Annotated in this window: 16 protein-coding genes; 8 read left to right on the top strand and 8 right to left on the bottom strand. The window is 68.4% G+C overall.

Annotation, left to right across the window (positions count from 1 at the left end; genetic code table 11):
* Positions 1 to 20 precede the first annotated feature (20 nt).
* From ACFVXC_RS24900 to ACFVXC_RS24875, 6 genes are all read right to left on the bottom strand, one after another.
* Positions 21 to 1178: an ABC transporter ATP-binding protein gene (locus ACFVXC_RS24900; protein ID WP_389908758.1), complete on the bottom strand. Its 1158-nt coding sequence runs from the start codon at positions 1176 to 1178 to the stop codon at positions 21 to 23.
* Positions 1067 to 2014: an ABC transporter permease gene (locus ACFVXC_RS24895; RefSeq protein WP_389908756.1), complete on the bottom strand. Its 948-nt coding sequence runs from the start codon at positions 2012 to 2014 to the stop codon at positions 1067 to 1069. Before ACFVXC_RS24895 ends, ACFVXC_RS24900 begins: the two co-directional genes overlap by 112 nt.
* On the bottom strand, positions 2011 to 3093 hold the full coding sequence (locus tag ACFVXC_RS24890; RefSeq protein WP_389908753.1) for an ABC transporter permease: 1083 nt from the start codon (positions 3091 to 3093) through the stop codon (positions 2011 to 2013). The genes ACFVXC_RS24895 and ACFVXC_RS24890 overlap by 4 nt, the downstream gene beginning before the upstream one ends.
* 3 nt (positions 3094 to 3096) lie before the next feature.
* Entirely contained in the window at positions 3097 to 5022 is a 1926-nt protein-coding gene (locus ACFVXC_RS24885; RefSeq protein WP_389908750.1) for an ABC transporter substrate-binding protein, read from the bottom strand.
* A gap of 401 nt (positions 5023 to 5423) precedes the next feature.
* On the bottom strand, positions 5424 to 8861 hold the full coding sequence (locus ACFVXC_RS24880) for an SCO5717 family growth-regulating ATPase (RefSeq protein ID WP_389908747.1): 3438 nt from the start codon (positions 8859 to 8861) through the stop codon (positions 5424 to 5426).
* A gap of 491 nt (positions 8862 to 9352) precedes the next feature.
* A complete protein-coding gene (locus tag ACFVXC_RS24875) occupies positions 9353 to 9691 on the bottom strand; it encodes a DUF397 domain-containing protein (protein WP_389908744.1) in 339 nt (112 codons plus the stop codon).
* A 656-nt stretch (positions 9692 to 10347) separates the two neighbouring features.
* Between ACFVXC_RS24875 and rpsO the strand changes: the two genes are divergently transcribed.
* The 5 genes from rpsO to ACFVXC_RS24850 all read left to right on the top strand — a co-directional run bounded on the left by rpsO (position 10348) and on the right by ACFVXC_RS24850 (position 15946).
* Positions 10348 to 10635: a 30S ribosomal protein S15 gene (gene rpsO, locus ACFVXC_RS24870; protein ID WP_383273224.1), complete on the top strand. Its 288-nt coding sequence runs from the start codon at positions 10348 to 10350 to the stop codon at positions 10633 to 10635.
* 452 nt (positions 10636 to 11087) lie between these two features.
* On the top strand, positions 11088 to 13304 hold the full coding sequence (locus ACFVXC_RS24865) for a polyribonucleotide nucleotidyltransferase (protein WP_389908741.1): 2217 nt from the start codon (positions 11088 to 11090) through the stop codon (positions 13302 to 13304).
* Positions 13301 to 14680 (top strand): M16 family metallopeptidase, encoded by a 1380-nt coding sequence (locus tag ACFVXC_RS24860; RefSeq protein WP_389908739.1) that lies wholly within the window; start codon positions 13301 to 13303, stop codon positions 14678 to 14680. The genes ACFVXC_RS24865 and ACFVXC_RS24860 overlap by 4 nt, the downstream gene beginning before the upstream one ends.
* Before the next feature lie 30 nt (positions 14681 to 14710).
* Positions 14711 to 15463, top strand: a complete 753-nt coding sequence (dapB, locus tag ACFVXC_RS24855; RefSeq protein ID WP_389908736.1) for a 4-hydroxy-tetrahydrodipicolinate reductase — start codon at positions 14711 to 14713, stop codon at positions 15461 to 15463.
* 30 nt (positions 15464 to 15493) lie between these two features.
* Complete coding sequence (locus ACFVXC_RS24850; protein WP_389908733.1) at positions 15494 to 15946, top strand: hypothetical protein; 453 nt, start codon at positions 15494 to 15496, stop codon at positions 15944 to 15946.
* A 1-nt stretch (position 15947) separates the two neighbouring features.
* On the opposite strand, the gene ACFVXC_RS24845 is transcribed toward ACFVXC_RS24850, so the two are convergent.
* Entirely contained in the window at positions 15948 to 16508 is a 561-nt protein-coding gene (locus tag ACFVXC_RS24845; protein WP_389908730.1) for a hypothetical protein, read from the bottom strand.
* 144 nt (positions 16509 to 16652) lie between these two features.
* Positions 16653 to 16892, bottom strand: a complete 240-nt coding sequence (locus ACFVXC_RS24840) for a hypothetical protein (RefSeq protein ID WP_389908728.1) — start codon at positions 16890 to 16892, stop codon at positions 16653 to 16655.
* 191 nt (positions 16893 to 17083) lie between these two features.
* On the opposite strand from ACFVXC_RS24840, the gene thyX reads away from it, so the two are divergent.
* The 3 genes from thyX (at position 17084) to ACFVXC_RS24825 (ending at position 20767) form a co-directional block, all read left to right on the top strand.
* Positions 17084 to 17824 carry an FAD-dependent thymidylate synthase gene (thyX, locus tag ACFVXC_RS24835; RefSeq protein ID WP_389908725.1) on the top strand — a complete coding sequence of 247 codons (741 nt, stop codon included), beginning with the start codon at positions 17084 to 17086 and terminating at the stop codon, positions 17822 to 17824.
* Positions 17825 to 18035: 211 nt separating this feature from the next.
* A complete protein-coding gene (dapA, locus tag ACFVXC_RS24830) occupies positions 18036 to 18935 on the top strand; it encodes a 4-hydroxy-tetrahydrodipicolinate synthase (protein WP_389908722.1) in 900 nt (299 codons plus the stop codon).
* Between the two features lie 146 nt (positions 18936 to 19081).
* Positions 19082 to 20767 (top strand): ribonuclease J, encoded by a 1686-nt coding sequence (locus tag ACFVXC_RS24825; RefSeq protein WP_389908720.1) that lies wholly within the window; start codon positions 19082 to 19084, stop codon positions 20765 to 20767.
* The last annotated feature ends 377 nt before the right edge of the window (positions 20768 to 21144 follow it).

Here is a 21144-nt window from a genome sequence, read left to right as displayed (position 1 = left end):
TCTGTCGGGGCTCGCGCTGCTCACGACGTCCGCTCCGCCGTCGTCGGTGCCGATGTCGGCTGCGCCGGAAGCTGCGCGCCCGCGTGCACGCATGCCGCGCGGTGCCGCGGACCCGCGTCCCGCAGCGCCTGGTCCTCCGTGGTGCAGGAGTCCAGGGCGACCTCGCAGCGCGGGTGGAAGGTGCAGCCCGTGGGGAGCGCGGAGGGGTCGGGCGGGTCGCCGGGCAGGCCGCGCGGCGCGAAGCGGGACGCCGTGTCGCCGATGCGCGGGAAGGCGGCGGACAGGGCTTTTCCGTACGGGTGCCGGGCGTTCTCGTAGACCTCGGAGGCCGGGCCCTCCTCCACGACGCGGCCCGCGTACATCACCGCGAGCCGGTCGCAGGTGTCGGAGAGCACCGCGAGGTCATGGCTGATCATGATCAGGCCCAGGTCCTGCTCGGCCACCAGCTGCTCGATCAGACGCAGGATCTGCGCCTGGATCATCACGTCCAGGGCGGTCGTCGGCTCGTCGGCGATGATCAGGCGCGGATCGCAGGCGAGCGCCATCGCGATCATCACCCGCTGGCGCTGACCGCCCGAAAGCTCGTGCGGATACGCCTCCGCACGAGCGGCGGGAAGACCCACCTGTTCGAGCAGTTCCCCGGCCTTCTTCCGCGCGCCCGCCGGTGTCGCCTTCTTGTGCAGCAGGATCGGCTCGGTGATCTGGTCCCCGATGCGGTGCACGGCGTTGAGCGAGTGCATCGCGCCCTGGAAGACGATCGACGCGCCCGCCCAGCGGACCGCCCGGACCTGGCCCCACTTCATGGCGAGGACGTCCTCGCCGTCGAGCAGGACCTCGCCGGTCACCTTCGTACCAGCGGGCAGCAGCCGCAGCAGCGCAAGCGCGAGCGTCGACTTGCCGCAGCCGGACTCGCCCGCGACGCCGAGCTTCTGGCCCGCGTCGACCGAGAGGTTCACGCCGCGCACGGCGGCTGCCCCTGACGCGTACGTCACTTCGAGATTTCTTACGTCGAGGAGGCGCTGTTCCGTCACCCTGGTCTCCGTCTTTGTCTCTTCGGTCGAGCTGCTCAACGGGAGACCCCCAGCCTGGGGTTGAGCACGGACTCCACGGCGCGCCCGCACAGTGTGAACGCGAGTGCCACCACGGCGATGGCGAGTCCGGGCGGAGCGAGGTACCACCAGTCGCCCGCACTGACCGCGCCCGCCTCGCGCGCGTCCTGGAGCAGTCCGCCCCAGGAGACGCCCGTGGGGTCGCCGAGGCCCAGGAAGGCGAGCGTCGCCTCGGTGAGGATGGCGTTGGAGATGACGAGGGTGGTCTGCGCGAGGACGAGCGGCATGACGTTGGGCAGGACGTGCCGGGTCATGATGTGGCCGTGGCCGCCGCCGAGCGCCTGTGCGCGCTCGATGTACGGGCGCGACTCCACCGCCAGGGTCTGGGCGCGGACCAGTCGCGCGGTCGTCGGCCAGGTCGTCACGCCGATCGCCAGGATGATCGTCCAGATCGATCCGGACATCACCGCGGCGAGCGCGATGGCGAGCACCAGCGTCGGCATCACGAGGAACCAGTCGGTGACGCGCATGATGACGGTGGAGTACCAGCCCTTGAAGTGCCCTGCGGTGATCCCCACGAGGGTGCCGATGGTCACCGAGAGCACGGCGGCGAGCAGCCCGACGGTCAACGACATCCGCGCGCCGTACACCAGGAGCCCGAGCAGATCACGCCCGAACTGATCGGTGCCCAGGGGGAATTCGCCGCTCGGCGACTCCATGGGCTTGCCCGGCGCGTCGGTCACGTTCTGCGCGTCCGAGCCGACAAGGAGCGGTGCGAAGACGGCGACGAGCGCGATCAGGACGAGTGCGACAAGCCCGAAGAGCCCGGCCTTGTGGGTGCGGTACTCGCGCCAGAAACGGGCGGCCGAGTGCCGTCTGCGGGCCCGGGCGAGGGACCGCGCGCTCTTCAGCGGGGCCGTCGGCGGAGTGGTCGGCGGGGTGGTCGGTGCGGATTCGGTCGTCATCGGCCCACCCGGGGATCGAGCAACGGATAGATCACGTCGGCCAGGGTGTTCATCAGGATCACCGCGGCGGAGAAGATGAAGAACAGGCCTTGGACGAGGGGCAGGTCCGGCACGCTGAGCGCGGCGTAGAAGAGCCCGCCGAGCCCGGGCCAGGAGAAGACGGTCTCGACGAGGATCGCGCCCGCCACCACCGTGCCGAGGTTCACGAACATCAGCGTGACGGTGGGCAGCATCGCGTTGGGGACGGCATGGCGGCGACGTACGAGGTCGTCCCGCAGCCCCTTGGCGCGCGCGGTCGTCAGATAGTCGCTGCCCATCTCGTCGAGGAGGGACGAGCGCATGACGAGGAGTGTCTGCGCGTATCCGACCGCCACCAGGGTGATGACGGGGAGCACCATGTGGTGCGCGACGTCGATGACGTACGCGACGCCCGTCTCACCCCCCGATTCGAGTCCGCCGGTCGGGAAGAGCCCGGGGATGGGACCGACCCCGACCGAGAAGGTGATGATGAGCAGGAGCCCGAGCCAGAAGGACGGCACGGAGTAGAGGGTGAGCGCCAGGCCCGTGTGGACGCGGTCCCCGAGCTGTCCGTTGCGCCAGGCCGTGCGGGTGCCGAGCCAGATGCCGATGAGGGTGTAGAGCACGAACGCGGTGCCGGTGAGCAGGAGCGTCGCGGGCAGCGCGTCGGTGATCTTGTCCATCACCGGCGTGTGGAACTGGTACGAGGTGCCGAAGTCGCCGGTCAGCGCTTTGCCGCAGTAGTCGAAGAACTGCGTCATGACCGGTTGGTCGAGGCCGAACTCCTTGCGCATCGCGTCCAGCTGTTCGGCCGATACGCGCTTTCCGCCCGTCATCTGCTTCACCGGGTCGCCCGGAATGAGACGGAACAGGAAGAAGCTGGTGACGAGGACGGCGAACAGCGAGACGGCGGCGCCGCCCAGCTTGCCCGCCACGTACAGGAGATAGGCGCGGGTGTTCCGGGCCCGGGGGCCGCGGGCCGACGGTCCGGCGGATACCGGATCGTCGGTCGCCGCGGCGCCCTCGGTGTCGAGCAGTGCGGGATTGCTGTCAGCGGTCATGCGTTACTCGCGGTCCTCTGCGGTCGAACGGCGGCGCAGGGCGAACAGGACTCCACCGCCGACGAGCACCACCGCGGCGGCGGCGATACCGATGATGACACCGGTCGAGCTTCCATCCTTGGAGGAACTCTTCCCATCCGCGGGCACCGCTGACCACCAGGACCAGTAACCGTCCTGGCCGTAGATGTTGCCCGCGGCCGTCGGCATGGTGGTGATGGACTTGATCTGGTCGGTGCGGTAGGCCTCGACGGCGTTCGGGTACGCAAGGATGTTCATGTACCCGGAGTCGTAGAGCCAGGACTGCATCTCCTTGACGGTCTTCGCGCGCTTGGCCGGGTCGTACTCGGCCAGCTGCTTGTTGTAGAGCTCGTCGTACTTCTTGTCGCAGATGAAGTTGTCCGTCGCGGCGCTCTCCTTGGCCTTCACCGGGAGCGCGTTGCAGGCGTGGATGCCGAGGACGAAGTCGGGGTCGGGGTTGACCGACCAGCCGTCGAAGGCGAGATCGTACTCACCCGCGTACCAGGGCACGGACACGTCATCGAGGCAGTTGACCTTGAGCCCGATCCCGAGATCCCCCCACCACTCCTTGAGGTACTTGCCCACGGCCTTGTCGTTCGGGTCGGTGGCGTGACACAGGATGCGGAAGTCGAGCGGCTTGCCGTTCTTGCCGACGCGCTTGCCGTCGCTGTTCTTCTTGTAGCCCGCCTCGTCGAGGAGTTGGGCCGCCTTCTTGGGGTCGTACGACAGCTTCTGGTCGGCGGAGGGCTTCCAGGCGTACTCGGAGAAGCGCGGCGGAATATACCCCTCACCCTCGACGGCCTGCCCCTGGAAGACCTTGTCGACCAGCGCCGCACGGTCCACGGAGAGGAAGAGCGCCTGACGGACCTTCTTGTCCAGGAGGGCCGGGTTGCCGTCACCGAACTTCTTGTGGTCGCGGGTCTGGGCTCCGGGGTTGGTGGCGAGCGCGAAGAAGCGCCGACCGGGCCCGTCGTTCACCTTGACGTTCTCGGTGCCCTTGAGCTCGGATGCCTGCGCCGGAGTGAGGGCGGGCTGGCCGGCCACGAAGGAGACCTCGCCCTTCTTGAGCGCCGCGACGGCCGCGTCCTGGTCCTTGTACGTCTTGAAGACCAGCTCGTCGAACTTGGGCGCGCCGCGCCAGAAGTTCTTGTTGGCCTTCAGCTTCACGTACTGGTCGGTCTTGTAGTCCGTGAGGACGAAGGGGCCGTTGCCGACGATGGGGAAGGTCTTGTCGTTGTTGAACTTGGAGATGTCCCCGACCTTCTCCCAGACGTGCTTCGGGACGATCGGCACGTCGAGGGCGGCCATGGTGGCCTGCGGCTTCTTCAGCTCGACGACCAGCTCGGTGGGACTGGGAGCGGTCACCTTCTTGAAGTTGGCGACGAAGCCGGAGTTGGCGGTGGCGGTGCCTTGCTTGGACATCAGCTTGTTGAACGTCCAGGCCGCGTCCTCGGCCGTCGCCTTCTTGCCGTCCGACCACTTGGAGTCGTCCCGGATGGTGTACGTCCAGGTCAGCTTGTCCGCGGAGGGCTTCCACTTGGTGGCGAAGCCCGGGACCGCGTGGTTGTCCTTGGCGTCGTAGTTCGTCAGGTACTCGTTCGTGAGGCGGAGGATGCTGGTGCTGAGCAGCCGCTGGGCGAGGAAGGGGCTGAGGGAGTCGACGCTCTGGGCCACCGCGACAGTGAGGGTCTGCTTGCCGTCCGCCTTGGCCTCGGCCTGGTCCGGAGCCGGGTTGAGGGGCGAGGCGAGCCCCGCGGTCAGAGCGAGGGCGGCGGCTCCGCCTGCCAGGAGGAGACGGAGGCGTGGTGGCGTTCCGGGGTGCACGTGGGTGGGGCGGTGAGCCTGTGTCCCTGCCCGTGTCCCTGCCCGTGTCCCTGTCCGTGTTCTGCCGTGCTGATCTTGTGTATCCATGGGTCGGTGACCTCGCGTCATCGCTCGCGCAGAGATGGCTAGTTGATCAAGTAACGCCGGCTGGTTGATGTGTGTGTCTACCAGCGCCAGTCTGTGCCAGTCAACGGCAGGTGAACCCCATGTGGCCTGCGGAAATAACGAGTTGACCCGTAATTCATCCGCATTGGTCAAGACCTGTGAAGCGTGGCTGGTCGGGGGGTGACGGTGAGGGGAGGGGCAGGTGGGGGAGTTCTGGGGCGGGGCCCGCCCCGGTGCTCCACGTCGCTTGGTCGACGCTGTGGGACAAACGGGTGGACGGGTGGGTGGGAAAGTCTGTTCGCCGGCGGAGGCTGCGAGGGGCCGGGGAACGTGACTGGGCCCGCACCAGGAGTTGGTGCGGGCCCAGTTGGGACAGGCGGGGGCTACTGCTGCGGCGCTTCGGGTGCTTCGGGCGCTTCCGGCGCGGGGGGCTGCGGCTGATAGGGGGCCCCGGGCTGGAACGGCTGCGCAGGCTGAACGGGCGGCGGCGCCTGCCCACCCTGGGGCTGACCGGGAGGCATCTGCCCCGGCTGCGGCTGCGGCTGCGGCTGCTGCGGCTGACCGTGAGGCGCCTGGTACGGCTGACCCGGCCCCGGAGCCGCAGGTGCCTGCGGAGGTGCGGCATTCTGCCACCCCTGCGGAGCCCCCGGCTGCTGGGGGTAGGGCTGCCCGCCGGGCTGCGGCTGAGGCTGCGGCTGCTGAGGAGCGTAAGCCTGCTGGGGGGCTTGCCCCGGATACGGTGCCTGTCCCGGGTGCGGTGCCTGCCCCGGATAGGGCGCTTGCCCGTGCTGCGGACCCTGTCCGGGCTGTGGCGCCTGCCCGGGCTGTGGCGCTTGCCCACCGTACGGCTGCTGCCCAGGGGCGGGAGCCTGCTGTCCAGGGGCCTGCTGCCCGGGATAGCCCCCCTGCCCCGGCAGGGGCGGCGCCACGACCGGAGGCGGATTGCCGTCGGACGTCCAGAGCCCCTGCTGCTGCTGAGCCCGCACGAAGTCCTCGGCAACCAACGCGGAGAGGTTGAAGTACGCCTCCCGCACCTTCGGCCGCATCATGTCGAGATCAACCTCGGCACCGGCGGCGAGATGCTCGTCGAACGGGATGACGACAACGCCCCGGCACCGCGTCTCGAAGTGGGACACGATGTCATCGACCTTGATCATCTTGCCGGTCTCGCGCACTCCCGAGATGACGGTGAGCGACCGCGAGACGAGATCGGCGTACCCATGGGCCGACAGCCAGTCCAAGGTCGTGGACGCGCTGCTGGCGCCATCCACGGACGGCGTGGAAATGATGATCAGCTGATCGGCGAGATCGAGAACGCCCCGCATGGCGCTGTAGAGCAACCCCGTACCCGAGTCGGTCAGGATGATCGGGTACTGCTTGCCGAGTACGTCGATCGCGCGCCGGTAGTCCTCGTCGTTGAACGTGGTCGACACGGCCGGATCGACGTCGTTGGCGATGATCTCGAGCCCGGACGCGGCCTGTGAGGTGAAGCGGCGGATGTCCATGTACGAGTTGAGGTACGGGATCGCCTGGACGAGGTCACGGATGGTGGCCCCGGTCTCGCGCCGCACCCGGCGGCCGAGGGTGCCCGCGTCGGGGTTGGCGTCGATGGCGAGGATCTTGTCCTGTCGCTCGGTGGCGAGCGTGGAGCCGAGGGCGGTGGTCGTGGTCGTCTTGCCGACGCCGCCCTTGAGGCTGATGACGGCGATGCGGTAGCAGGACAGAACCGGAGTCCGGATCAGCTCCAACTTCCGCTGCCGCTCGGCCTCTTCCTTCTTGCCGCCGAGCTTGAACCGGGACCCGCCGGCAGCGGGCCGGCTGCTCTTGGCCTTCGGCTTGTTGTTGCGCAGCAGCCGGTCGGAGGACAGCTCGACGGCGGCGGTGTACCCGAGGGGCGCCCCGGGGTTGGTCCGCTCCCGCTGGTCGTGCTGCACGGCCTGCGGCCAGGCGGCACCGGTGCGGGGGTCGATGGGCGGCTGAGGCTGAGCCGGGGGCTGCGCCTGCGGCTGGGGCTGAGCTTGGGGCTGGTGCTGAGCCGGGAACGGCTGCTGAGGCTGTTGTTGCTGCGGCTGTACGGGGGCAGGCGGCTGGGGCTGCGGTTGAGCTTGGGGCTGCTGCTGGGCCGGAAGAGGCTGCTGGGCCTGGGGCGCAGGCGGCTGAGGGAACCCGTAACTACCCTGCGGGGCAGGGGAGTTGGGGTCGGCCGGAACGGGAGCGCCTTGCTGCGGGAAGCCGTACCCGGTCGGCGGTACCGGGGCGGCACCCTGCTGCGGGAACCCGTAACTACCCTGCGGCGGAGGGGCCGAGGGGCCAGGCGCAGGAGGTCCGGCCTGCGGGAACCCATACCCGGCGGACGGAGCAGGCGCTTGCGGAGCAGGCGCACCTTGCTGTGGGAATCCGTACCCACTCGGCGGCATCGGAGCGTCAGCAGTAGGTGAGGGCGCGGGCGCGACCGGTGACGGAGCCACCGGACCGGTGGGCGAGGGCCACGCCGGAGGCGTGATCTGAGGAGCAGGCGGCTGAACGGGCGCAGGCATAGGTGCAGGTGCGGGCGCGGGCTCAGGCGCCGACTCGGCCCGCTGCGGCACAGGCGGCTGTACGGGTTCGGCAGCGGGCGTCGGCTCCGCGCCCGGCGGCGTCGAGGCCTGGACAGGCACGGGCCACTGCGGCGCCGACGTGGGCGCGGCGGGCTGGAAGGCGGGCGGCAGTGGCGGAAGCCCACCGTGCGGCGCGGGCGGCGGAGTCCAGGAGGGCGGAACGGAGTCCTGCACGTCATCGGCGGGCGCATCAGGCACAGCGTCCTGAGGGGAGACATCACCGATCTCGTCAACGGCGTCGGCGGCATCGGCGCTGTCGACATCACCGGGATCGCCGGAGTCCGCACCGACAAGGCCCGAGATCTCATCGACAGAGTCGAAGCTCTCGTCGTCGGCAGCAGAAACGCCGTAGGCGTCGCTCTCGCCGCCGTCGCCAGAGGAAAGATCGCTCTTCGCGCCAACAGACGGCTCGGAGACCGAGTCGTCAACCTCGTCCGAGGCATCCGCGTCTGCTGTTTCCGCGGTTTCGGCATCGTCCCGCGGAGCTTTTGCGGCGGCCCGCTCCTCGATCTCCCGCTTCAGGGCGACAGCGGAGAACCTCATGGTGGCGCCACTCTCAAGATCGCCACTGCTGTCGGCAACGGGCTCGGCGATGGGCGCGACCGAAGCGGGAGGCGAGGGCACAGGCTCCGGCTCGACCTCCGGCTCCGGCTCCGGCTCCGGAGCGACCTCAGCCTCAGGCTCAGGCGCGACCTCAGGCTTCGGAACGACACCGGTCACATGCACGGAGGAGGCGACACCAGCAACAGCACCGCTCCAGTCGGCAGCACCGCCCGAAGGTGAACCGCCCTCAGGGGCGGCCGGAGCCGGGGAGGGGGAAGCTTCAGGTGACGAGGCTGGAGCGGGCGTGGACGTGGGTGCGGGAGCGACCGGCGCAGCCCAGTCCGTCTGCGGCTGGAACCCGCTCCCCACGGGCAGCTTCGGCACAGCGACGGGCCGCCCGACCGGCGGAGCCTCAGGCTCAGGAGCAACGGCAGGAGCGACCGGCTCATCGGCAGCCGCGGGCGGAGGGACAGGTGGAGTGGCAGGCGAGGAGGCCGTCGAGGAGGCGGGCGGCGCCGAAGGAGTCTCCCCCGCACTGCCGGACGCGTTCTGCGTGTACCAGGCGGGCGGGGCGTAGTCGATGGTGAACTCGCCCGTCGTCTCGGCAGCGGACTCCGCGTCGGACTGATCATCGACGGGTGTGTCCCAGCCCCCGCGGATCTCGTCCCGATCGCTGTTCACAATGCCTCCTGGTGTGGTCGAGCACCCTCGTGCCGTGGTGGGGGGCGACCGTTCCTGTCGTCCGATCCGCCTTGGCTCTCCCCGTTGGGGACGCGCACCACCCACTCGCGGGTTCTGGCGTTGCGCCCTGTCCCAGCCTAATCACCAAAACCACCAGCACGGCAGGGCAGTCCGCCCCACGAATGCTGTCCTTTGTGTCACTCCCCACCCCGAAGCTCACCGCACCCTGGAAACAGCAGAGGCAAACCACCCCAACAAGCGACAAGGGGTCGCAAATTGGAGAGCCGGAGCATGCCCGTCCTTCCGGCGAAGTACCCACCCGCCACGCTCAAGTGATCACTCGCCATGCGCGCCGAACGCATGCCGAGGGCCTGTTTTTCGACAAACCGAAAGAGGGGAGGAGCGGTGGACCGCCTCTCCCCTCTTTCGGCAAGCGACCCGCACGAGTGACCGCCGTAGATCACCTACGGGACGACACCCGGGTCAGCCAGTCACCCCGTAACTCCAGCCTCACCGGCTCCACCCGAACCGGCTCCCCCCGCAGGTGCCCCTCCGGCATGAGGCGACGGCTCCAGATCGAACTCCCCGTCCCGCGCCCCGAGTACGAAAGCGGTCCACTCCGCCTCGGTGTAGCGCAGCACGGTCTCGGGGTCGAGCGACGACCGCATCGCGACAGCGCCCTGCGGCAGGTAAGCGATCTCGACCCGCTCCTCGGCCTCCTCGGTACCGGGCGCGCTGTGCCACTCGACCCCGGAGATATCAAGGGCGTAGAGCTCGTTCTTCTCGCGCTCCTTGCGGGCCTTGATGTCCTCGTCCTGTGCCTCGGCCATGGTGCGACGGCCCCTTCCACATGAGCGAACCAACCGTTTGCTCAGCCTACTTGGCGGGTCCGGGACGTGCGCGATCCTGCGATCACTGCCAGGTCCCGGCAGTTCGGTGTTGGCCACGGTGTTGGCGGTCATCGTCCTGGGCGCGGGCGGTGGCATCCTCTGGGCGGTGTCCGGCGACCGTGCGCAAGAGGCGAAGAACCCGACGGCTGCCAGGCGGGCACCGGACGAGATCCCGGACACCGCCGCGGACAGGAACTTCGTCAGGGGAGTCGGCGGCACGCTCAAGGGCTTCGAGCTCACCGCGTTCGAGCACGGCCGGATCTTCTTCGCCCCCGAGGAGTGGCACCGGGAGGAAAGGGGCCCCGGGGAGGGGACGGCCTACGGCACACTGGGGGGGCGAAGGGTCCTGAGTGGGGATCGAAGGGGTCCAGGACGGAATGGAACCGTTGCGCGCGGGACTGGACAGGAGCCCTGTCAGCCGCTCTCGCGCCGACTGGTATCCTGTGTAGCGGCCGTATGTGTACGCGCCCCCGGACCCCCTCTGACGAGGACCTGGAGGCAGCGCCCAGCGGACCTCGCCTCCCGAGTTACGGAAGCTCCCCTGAGATTTAGACCAGGGGCACTCGGTGGCCACGAAAAGACTACGAGGAGTAAGCGTGTCGCTCGACGCCGCTACGAAGAAGCAGATCATGACCGAGTTCGGCCAGAAGGAGGGCGACACCGGCTCCCCCGAGGTCCAGGTCGCCATGCTCTCGCGCCGTATCTCGGACCTGACCGAGCACCTCAAGACCCACAAGCACGACCACCACTCCCGTCGTGGTCTGCTGATCCTGGTCGGTCAGCGTCGCCGTCTGCTGCAGTACCTTGCCCGCAAGGACATCAAGCGCTTCCGTGCGCTGGTGGACCGTCTGGGCATCCGTCGCGGTGCGGCGGGCGCTAAGTAAGACATCGTGAAGGGGGCGGTTCCCACGCAAGAGGGGGCCGCTCCCTTTGCTGTATGCAAGCGTGCCGTGCGTGATGTACGCATGCTGTACGTGCGAAGTGTCACCGGCGCTTTGTAGTCTGGTCGCACAACGTCATACGCACACCTGTATCGGACTGGGCAGAATCGGACTGCACGGTCCAACGACGTAACGGCGTCGCACATGGCGACGGGACGACGTCAACTGAACGAGGAGAAGCGCACCTCAAGGAAAGCCGCCGCCGGTCCTCGGTAGTGGCCCCCGGAGTACAGGGAGAGCTCGAGCGTCGAGGGGACTCGGCCATCGGGCGAACGTGTACCACCCGGGTGCTTCGATCGAAGACCGGCCCGCACCAGTAGGAGCGCTTCTCCGCCACCGTCCCCGTGCCACACGGGCCAGGGGACGAAAGACGACAAGTAACGGAGAAAACGCTAGTGGAGAACGAGACCCACTACGCCGAGGCTGTTATCGACAACGGCACTTTCGGCACCCGCACCATCCGCTTCGAGACGGGCCGCCTGGCCAAGCAGGCCGCAGGCTCCGCCGTCGCGTACCTGGACGATGACACCATGGTGCTGTCGGCCACCACCGCTTCCAAGCGGCCCAAGGACCAGCTCGACTTCTTCCCCCTCACGGTGGACGTCGAGGAGCGGCAGTACGCCGCCGGCAAGATCCCCGGTTCGTTCTTCCGTCGTGAGGGTCGCCCCTCCGAGGACGCGATCCTGACCTGCCGCCTGATCGACCGCCCGCTGCGTCCTTCCTTCAAGAAGGGCCTGCGCAACGAGATCCAGATCGTCGAGACGATCATGGCGCTCAACCCCGACCACCTGTACGACGTGGTCGCGATCAACGCCGCCTCCTGCTCCACGCAGCTGGCCGGCCTGCCCTTCTCGGGCCCGATCGGCGGCACGCGTGTGGCGCTCATCAAGGGTCAGTGGGTCGCCTTCCCGACGCACACCGAGCTTGAGGACGCCGTCTTCGACATGGTCGTCGCCGGTCGCGTCCTCGAGGACGGCGACGTCGCGATCATGATGGTCGAGGCCGAGGCCACCGAGAAGACCATCCAGCTCGTCAAGGACGGCGCGGAGGCCCCCACGGAGGAGGTCGTCGCCGCCGGTCTCGAGGCCGCGAAGCCCTTCATCAAGGCGCTCTGCAAGGCCCAGTCGGACCTCGCCGCCAAGGCCGCCAAGCCCACCGGCGAGTTCCCGGTCTTCCTGGACTACCAGGACGACGTCCTGGAGGCCCTCACGGCCGCCGTGAAGTCGGAGCTCTCGCAGGCCCTGACGATCGCCGGCAAGCAGGAGCGCGAGGCCGAGCTCGACCGCGTCAAGGAGATCGCCTCCGAGAAGCTGCTCCCGCAGTTCGAGGGCCGCGAGAAGGAGATCTCCGGTGCCTACCGCGCGCTGACCAAGAACCTGGTCCGTGAGCGCGTCATCAAGGACAAGGTCCGCATCGACGGCCGCGGCGTCACGGACATCCGTACGCTCGCCGCCGAGGTCGAGGCCATCCCGCGCGTGCACGGTTCGGCGCTGTTCGAGCGTGGCGAGACCCAGATCCTGGGCGTCACCACCCTCAACATGCTCCGCATGGAGCAGCAGCTCGACACCCTCTCGCCGGTGACGCGCAAGCGCTACATGCACAACTACAACTTCCCGCCGTACTCGGTCGGCGAGACCGGCCGCGTCGGTTCGCCCAAGCGCCGCGAGATCGGCCACGGCGCGCTCGCCGAGCGCGCGATCGTGCCGGTTCTCCCCTCGCGCGAGGACTTCCCGTACGCGATCCGTCAGGTCTCCGAGGCCCTCGGTTCGAACGGCTCGACGTCCATGGGCTCGGTCTGTGCCTCCACGATGTCGCTGCTCAACGCCGGTGTGCCGCTGAAGGCCGCCGTCGCGGGTATCGCCATGGGCCTGATCTCCCAGGAGATCGACGGCCAGACGCACTACGTCGCCCTCACCGACATCCTCGGTGCGGAGGACGCGTTCGGTGACATGGACTTCAAGGTCGCCGGTACGAAGCAGTTCGTGACCGCGCTTCAGCTCGACACCAAGCTCGACGGCATCCCCGCCTCGGTCCTGGCCGCCGCGCTGAAGCAGGCCCGTGACGCGCGTCTGCACATCCTCGACGTGATGAACGAGGCGATCGACGTTCCGGACGAGATGTCCCCGAACGCGCCGCGCATCATCACCGTCAAGATCCCGGTGGACAAGATCGGTGAGGTCATCGGCCCGAAGGGCAAGATGATCAACCAGATCCAGGAGGACACCGGCGCCGACATCACGATCGAGGACGACGGCACCATCTACATCGGTGCCGCGCAGGGCTCGCAGGCCGAGGCCGCCCGCGCCACGATCAACGGCATCGCCAACCCGACCATGCCGGAGGTCGGCGAGCGCTACCTGGGTACGGTCGTCAAGACCACCACCTTCGGTGCGTTCGTGTCCCTGATGCCGGGCAAGGACGGTCTGCTGCACATCTCGCAGATCCGTAAGCTCGCCGGCGGCAAGCGCGTGGAGAACGTCGAGGACGTCGTCGGCGTGGGCCAGAAGGTCCAGGTCGAGATCGCCGAGATCGACTCCCGCGGCAAGCTCTCCCTCATCCCCGTGGTCGAGGGCGAAGAGGGCGACGAGACGAAGGACGACACCGACAAGTGACGTCGAGTAGCACCACGACGACGGCCCGCCCCTCTTCGGAGGGGCGGGCCGTCGCCCGTACCCAAACCCTCCTCAAGGGCAAGGACGGCATCGGCACGGTCCGCCGTACGACACTGCCGGGCGGCCTGCGCGTCGTCACCGAGACCCTGCCCTCCGTACGCTCGGCGACCTTCGGGATCTGGGCGAACGTCGGATCCCGCGACGAGACGCCGGCCCTGAACGGCGCCACGCACTACTTGGAGCACCTGCTCTTCAAGGGCACCAAGAAGCGCAGCGCCCTCGACATCTCGGCCGCGCTCGACGCGGTCGGCGGCGAGATGAACGCCTTCACGGCCAAGGAGTACACGTGCTACTACGCACGCGTGCTCGACACCGACCTGCCGCTCGCCATCGACGTCGTCTGCGACATGCTGACGGGCTCCCTGATCCTCCAGGAGGACGTCGACGCCGAGCGCGGCGTCATCCTCGAAGAGATCGCGATGACCGAGGACGACCCGGGCGACTGCGTGCACGACCTGTTCGCGCACACGATGCTCGGCGACACGCCTCTCGGCCGCCCCGTCCTGGGCACCGAGGAGACGGTCAACGCCCTCAACGCGGACCGGATCCGCCGCTTCTACAAGAAGCACTACGACCCGACCCATCTGGTCGTCGCGGCCGCGGGCAACGTCGACCACAACAAGGTCGTACGTCAGGTCCGTGCCGCCTTCGAGAAGGCGGGCGCCCTGCACCGCACCGACGCGACGCCGGTCATCCCGCGCCAGGGCTCGCGCGCCCTGCGCACGGCGGGCCGCGTCGAGGTCATCAACCGCAAGACCGAGCAGGCCCACGTCATCCTCGGCATGCCGGGCCTGGCCCGCACGGACGAGCGCCGCTGGGCCATGGGCGTCCTGAACACCGCCCTCGGCGGCGGCATGTCGTCCCGCCTCTTCCAGGAGGTCAGGGAGAAGCGCGGCCTTGCCTACAGCGTGTACTCGTACACGTCGGGCTTCGCCGACACCGGCCTCTTCGGTGTGTACGCGGGCTGCCGTCCGAGCCAGGTGCACGACGTACTGAAGATCTGCCGCGACGAACTCGACCAGGTCGCGCAGAACGGCCTGAGCGACGACGAGATCGGCCGTGCGATCGGCCAGCTCGCGGGCTCCACCGTCCTCGGCCTCGAGGACACCGGCGCGCTGATGAACCGTATCGGCAAGAGCGAACTGTGCTGGGGTGAGCAGATGTCGGTCGACGACATGCTGGCCAGGATCGCGGCGGTCACCCCGGACGACGTCCGTGAGGTCGCCCGCGATGTCCTCGGCCACCGTCCGTCGCTCTCGGCCATCGGCCCGCTCAAGGACAAGCAGGCCGCCCGTCTGCACGACGTGGTCTCCTAACCCCCTTAAACCCCTTAAGGAATCAGGCACATGAGCAAGCTGCGCGTGGCGGTCGTCGGAGCCAAGGGCCGGATCGGCTCCGAGGCCGTCCGAGCCGTCGAAGCCGCCGACGACCTCGAACTGGTCGCCGCCCTCGGCCGGGACGACTCGCTGGACACGCTGGTGGAGACCGGCGCCCAGGTCGTGGTCGAACTGACCAACCCCGACGCGGTGCTGGGCAACCTGGACTTCTGCGTGCGGCACGGCATCCACGCCGTGGTCGGTACGACGGGCTGGACGGACGAGCGCGTCGCGCAGCTGGAGGCCTCGCTGGCCGCATCGCCGAAGACGGGCGTCCTGATCGCCCCGAACTTCTCCATCGGCGCTGTGCTCACCATGAAGTTCGCGCAGCTCGCGGCGCCGTACTTCGAGTCCGTCGAGGTCGTCGAGCTGCACCACCCGAACAAGGCCGACGCCCCCAGCGGCACCGCCACCCGCACCGCCCAGCTCATCGCCGAGGCCCGCAGGGAGGCGGGCAGCGCCCCGCAGCCCGACGCCACCTCGACGGCGCTCGACGGCGCCCGCGGCGCGGACGTCGACGGCGTGCCGGTGCACTCCGTGCGCCTGCGCGGCCTCCTGGCCCACCAGGAGGTGCTGCTCGGCAGTGAGGGCGAGACCCTCACCGTCCGGCACGACTCGCTGCACCACAGCAGCTTCATGCCGGGCATCCTGCTCGGCGTACGGCGTGTGGTGAGCACTCCGGGCCTGACCTTCGGCCTGGAACACTTCCTGGACCTGAACTGACGCGGGCCGAACCGAGCTGAACTGACCCTCATGCGAGCAAAGATCACTTACGCCGTCACGGCTGCCGTCCTGGTCGTCTACTTCGTCCTGGTCGGCAGCCGCGGCGTGCTCCTGATACAGCACGGCACCGCCCTGACCATCACGTTCGGTGTGGCGGTGCTCATCCTGCCGTTCATCGGCGTCTGGTTCCTCTGGAAGAACACCCAGTTCGTCCAGCGCGCCAACCGCCTCGCCGCGGAACTTGAAGCCGAAGGCGGCCTGCCCGTCGACGAGTTGAAGCGCACGCCCGGCGGCCGCATCGACCGCGACTCGGCCGACGAGGTCTTCGCGCGGCGCAAGGCCGAGACCGAGGACTCACCGGACGACTGGCGCTGCTGGTTCCGCCTCGCCGTCGCCTATCACGACGCCCGGGACACCCCGCGCGCGCGACAGGCGATGCAGCGCGCGATCGCGCTGCATGCCGGTCGGCCGGTGAACGCCTGACTCAGGCGGTGGGCCGGTACTCGTCGGCCCACACCTCGATGGAGTCGGCCGCCCGGTTGAAGGCCGCGTGCCGGGCCAGGAAGTCGGCATTGCGGTCGGTGAGCAACGGAGGCCGGCCCCCGGCCCGCTGATCGCGCTGTACGAGGATGAGCGCCTGCCCCTGCACGGTGCGGGGCAGCCCGAGCCACCGCACGGGCTGCTGCGTCGTGCGCACCGTCACGACCTGCGCCCACGGCACGGTCTGCGTCGTCAGGAAGGCCACCCGACGCAACCCGTGTGCGCTCACCCAGGTGCCCATCCGCAGCAGCCGCAGCGCGCTCACGATGACGGCCACCGCGAGTCCCGCGCAGATCGCGGCACCCGCCAGTGAGTCCGCGAACGCGATGATCACGGCGGCGACGAGGACGAACGCGGCGAGCAGCAGAAGCAGCGCGGCCGCTCCCACCCGCCATGGGCCCGGCCGGTAGGGCCGCCGCCAGTGGTCACGGTCGTCGAACGGCAGCGCGGCGTCGTCCGCCGTCTCGTCAAAGGCGCGGTCCGCCGTCAGGAAGGGCAGGGGCACGACTGAATCCTCACTCAATCCACGCACGGGCTGTGCCCGGTGAGGCTACCGAGCCCGGCTCCGGCCGACCACCCTTGGGGGGCCAAGGGGGTACCTCCCACGCCTTTGGGGCAGTGGGGGAGAGTCAGGGGCCCTCTGGGGTCGTCATCGACCGTTCGAGGCTTCGGACTGCTGGGTCTGTGCGGGTGACTGCTCGGGCGACACGGCGGGCATGCCGACCAGCAGGGAACCCGCGAGTCCGGCGACCACGACCAGGCCGATCAGGGTGCGGCCCACGACCTGAGAGGTCGACGGGCGCTCTCGGGGTGGGGGAGTGACATTGCTGCGGAACTGGTCGGCTTCGGCGATGAAGGCGAACGGAACGGGCTCGCGCCGACGGAACATGGGGTGCGCTTCTCCTCACGCGACTCGAACGTATCTCTGTTGTCTATACAGACGCTCGAAAGACCCAAATGGTGCCCGGTTTCGCCAAATTCGCTGAAGATTGTCGTGGCGAGACACCGAACGGCCGATTGTCAGTGCCGGGCCATAGAGTGGGCGCCGCCCGAGTGATGCACATGGAAGGACCCCCGCCAGTGAGCGAGACCCCCACCGAAGACCTCAAGCCCAGCTTCCGCAGCGAGGTCACCGTCGAGCTGGTGAAGCATGCCGCGACCGACTCCGACGTCCTGTGGGCCGCCCGTGTCTCCACTGCCGGTGAGCAGTCCCTGGAGGAGCTCCAGAAGGACCCGGAGCGCTCGAAGGGCCTGATCAACTACCTGATGCGGGACCGCCACGGCAGCCCCTTCGAGCACAACTCGATGACGTTCTTCATCAGCGCCCCGATCTTCGTCTTCCGCGAGTTCATGCGGCACCGCGTCGGCTGGTCGTACAACGAGGAATCCGGTCGCTACAGGGAGCTCGAGCCGACGTTCTACGTCCCCGACGAGTCCCGCAAGCTGGTCCAGGAAGGCCGCCCCGGGAAGTACGTCTTCGTGGAGGGCACCCAGGCCCAGCAGGAGCTCACGACCCGCGTCATGGAGGACTCGTACGTGAAGGCGTACGAGGCCTACCAGGAGATGCTCGCCGCCGGCGTCGCCCGCGAGGTCGCCCGCGCGGTCCTGCCGGTCGGCCTCTTCTCGTCGATGTACGCGACGTGCAACGCCCGTTCGCTGATGCACTTCCTCGGCCTGCGTACGCAGCACGAGCTCGCCAAGGTCCCGTCCTTCCCGCAGCGGGAGATCGAGATGGTCGGCGAGAGGATGGAGGAGCACTGGGCCAAGCTCATGCCCCTCACGCACGCGGCCTTCAACGGCAATGGTCGTGTGGCTCCGTAAGGCGCTCGCGTGGCTCCCTAAGGCACTGATGTACGGGTGGGCTGAGCGAGGTGTCCGTATTGCGGCATTTCGGGAAGTTCATCTAGCCTGATCAAACGGACCCGGCACTGCTTGAACCCCCGAGCAGGCAGTGCCGGGCTCCTCACTTGTCAGGTCCGCACACATCCCCCGAGGGGGGACCACGCGTTGAGCAGCGAGTAGCGTGTTACCCATGGCTCCGACCTCCACTCCGCAGACCCCCTTCGGGAGGGTCCTCACCGCCATGGTCACGCCCTTTACGGCGGATGGCGCACTTGACCTCGACGGCGCGCAGCGGCTCGCCGCCCACTTGGTGGACGCAGGCAACGACGGCCTCGTCATCAACGGCACCACTGGTGAGTCCCCGACCACCAGTAACGCGGAGAAAGCCGAGCTCGTACGAGCAGTGGTGGAAGCGGTCGGAGACCGGGCCCATGTCGTCGCGGGCGTCGGCACGAACGACACCCGCCACAGCATCGAGCTCGCCCGTGACGCGGCTCGTGCAGGCGCCCACGGCCTCCTTACGGTCACGCCGTACTACAACAAGCCGCCGCAAGAGGGCCTGCTCAGGCATTTCACCGCGATCGCCGACAGCACCGAGCTGCCGGTCATGCTCTACGACATTCCCGGCCGCAGTGGCGTACCGATCAACACCGAGACGATCGTCCGCCTCGCCCATCACCCGCGGATCGTCGCCAACAAGGACGCCAAGGGCGATCTCGGCCGCGCCAGCTGGGCCATCGCCCGCTCCGGCCTCGCCTGGTACTCCGGCGACGACATGCTGAACCTCCCGCTGCTCTCCGTCGGCGCCTGCGGCTTCGTCTCCGTCGTGAGCCATGTGGTCACCCCGGAACTGCGCGCGATGCTTGACGCGTACTCCACGGGTGACGTGCAGAAGGCCACCGAGATCCACCAGAAGCTGCTCCCGGTCTTCACGGGCATGTTCCGCACGCAGGGTGTGATCACCACCAAGGCGGCGCTCACCTTGCAGGGCCGCCCCGCGGGCCCGCTGCGGCTGCCCCTGGTCGAACTGTCGCCCGACGAGACGGCCCAGCTCAAGATCGATCTGGCCGCCGGCGGGGTACAGCTCTAACCACAGACTTCACAACTGAATACGCGAAACACCGCGGGACACCGACTGACACGGTCCTGCACCCACACCAAACAACTGCTACTGCACGAACGTCATGCGCGCCACGTGCCCTGGAGGTACGTGGCGCGTGTGGTGAGGAGAGTCTTTTGAGTCATCCGCATCCTGAACTCGGCGCCCCGCCGAAGCTCCCGAAGGGCGGCCTGCGGGTCACCCCGCTCGGCGGCCTCGGTGAGATCGGCCGCAACATGACCGTCTTCGAGTACAACGGTCGCCTGCTGATCGTCGACTGCGGAGTGCTCTTCCCCGAGGAGGAGCAGCCCGGAATCGACCTGATCCTGCCGGACTTCACGTCCATCAGGGACCGCCTCGACGACATCGACGGCATCGTGCTCACGCACGGCCACGAGGACCACATCGGCGGTGTCCCGTATCTCCTTCGCGAGAAGCCGGACATCCCGCTGATCGGCTCCAAGCTGACCCTCGCGCTCATCGAGGCGAAGCTCCAGGAGCACCGCATCCGTCCCTACACGCTCGAGGTCGTCGAGGGCGACCGCGAGCGTCTTGGCCCGTTCGACTGTGAATTCATCGCGGTCAACCACTCCATCCCGGACGCCCTGGCCGTCGCCGTCCGCACCCCCGCGGGCATGGTCGTCGCCACCGGCGACTTCAAGATGGACCAGCTGCCGATGGACGGCCGCCTCACCGACCTGCACGCGTTCGCGCGGCTGAGCGAGGAGGGCATCGACCTCCTTCTCTCCGACTCGACGAACGCCGAGGTCCCGGGCTTCGTCCCGCCGGAGCGCGACATCTCGAACGTGATCCGGGGCGTCTTCGCCGGCGCCCAGAAGCGGATCATCGTCGCGAGCTTCGCCAGCCACGTCCACCGCATCCAGCAGATCCTGGACGCGGCGCACGAGTACGGCCGCAGGGTCGCCTTCGTGGGCCGCTCGATGGTCCGCAACATGGGCATCGCGAGGGACCTCGGTTATCTGAAGGTCCCGCCGGGCCTGGTGGTCGACGTCAAGACGCTCGACGACCTGCCCGACAGCCAGGTCGTGCTCGTCTGCACGGGCTCGCAGGGCGAGCCGATGGCCGCCCTCTCCCGGATGGCCAACCGCGACCACCAGATCCGCATCGTCCAGGGCGACACGGTGATCCTGGCGTCGTCGCTGATCCCCGGCAACGAGAACGCGGTCTACCGCGTGATCAACGGCCTGACCCGCTGGGGCGCGAACGTCGTCCACAAGGGCAACGCCAAGGTGCACGTCTCCGGCCACGCGTCGGCCGGCGAGCTCCTGTACTTCTACAACATCTGCAAGCCCAAGAACCTGATGCCGGTGCACGGCGAATGGCGCCACCTGCGTGCCAACGCAGAGCTCGGCGCCCTCACCGGCGTCCCGCACGACCGCATCGTGATCGCCGAGGACGGCGTCGTCGTCGACCTCGTCGAGGGCAAGGCGAAGATCGTCGGCAAGGTCCAGGCGGGATACGTGTACGTGGACGGCCTCTCGGTCGGCGACGTCACGGAGACCTCACTCAAGGACCGCAGGATCCTCGGAGACGAGGGCATCATCTCGGTCTTCGTGGTGGTGGACTCCAGCACCGGCAAGATCACCGGGGGCCCGCACATCCAGGCCCGCGGCTCCGGTATCGAGGACTCGGCCTTCTCCGCCGTCATGCCGAGGGTCCAGGAGGTCCTGGAGAAGTCGGCCCAGGACGGCGTCGTGGAGCCCCACCAGCTGCAGCAACTCATCCGCCGCACGCTGGGCAAGTGGGTCTCTGACAACTACCGTCGGCGCCCGATGATCCTTCCCGTGGTCGTCGAGGTCTGACCCGACACTGCGTCAGTTCCGGAGCGGGGCGCCTCGATTTGCATCGGGGAGCCCCGCTCCAGTACGTTTACGTCTCCGCCTGAACGGGAAGCACCCCGCACTCACGTGCCCGGAGCAACCCAAACGGGGCGGGGAATTCCGACTCAGAATCTCTGATAAAGTCGGAACCGCCGGAAAGGGAAACGCGAAAGCCGAAAGGCCGGAGCGGAAACCTGAAAGGCACCGAGGGAAATCGGACACGAAAGAGTCTGATAGAGTCGGAAACGCAAGAACAGCAAGAACAAAATGAAACACCGAAGGGAAGCGCCCGGAGGAAAGCCCGAGAGGGTGAGTACAAAGGAAGCGTCCGTTCCTTGAGAACTCAACAGCGTGCCAAA

The sequence above is a fragment of the Streptomyces sp. NPDC058257 genome (genome assembly GCF_042881845.1).
In the GTDB taxonomy this organism is placed as follows: Bacteria; Actinomycetota; Actinomycetes; order Streptomycetales; family Streptomycetaceae; genus Streptomyces.
Note: the sequence above shows the minus strand (reverse complement) of the source record. Positions and strands in the feature narration are given on the sequence as shown.

Bases quoted from the DNA above. Each gene is read 5' to 3' on its own strand.
- ACFVXC_RS24850 (WP_389908733.1), top strand. From the start codon at position 15,494: ATGCGAGCAAAGATCACTTACGCCGTCACGGCTGCCGTCCTGGTCGTC.
- ACFVXC_RS24840 (WP_389908728.1), bottom strand. From the start codon at position 16,892: ATGTTCCGTCGGCGCGAGCCCGTTCCGTTCGCCTTCATCGCCGAAGCC.
- ACFVXC_RS24885 (WP_389908750.1), bottom strand. From the start codon at position 5,022: ATGGATACACAAGATCAGCACGGCAGAACACGGACAGGGACACGGGCA.
- dapA (WP_389908722.1), top strand. From the start codon at position 18,036: ATGGCTCCGACCTCCACTCCGCAGACCCCCTTCGGGAGGGTCCTCACC.
- dapB (WP_389908736.1), top strand. From the start codon at position 14,711: ATGAGCAAGCTGCGCGTGGCGGTCGTCGGAGCCAAGGGCCGGATCGGC.
- ACFVXC_RS24890 (WP_389908753.1), bottom strand. From the start codon at position 3,093: ATGACCGCTGACAGCAATCCCGCACTGCTCGACACCGAGGGCGCCGCG.
- ACFVXC_RS24875 (WP_389908744.1), bottom strand. From the start codon at position 9,691: ATGGCCGAGGCACAGGACGAGGACATCAAGGCCCGCAAGGAGCGCGAG.
- ACFVXC_RS24895 (WP_389908756.1), bottom strand. From the start codon at position 2,014: ATGACGACCGAATCCGCACCGACCACCCCGCCGACCACTCCGCCGACG.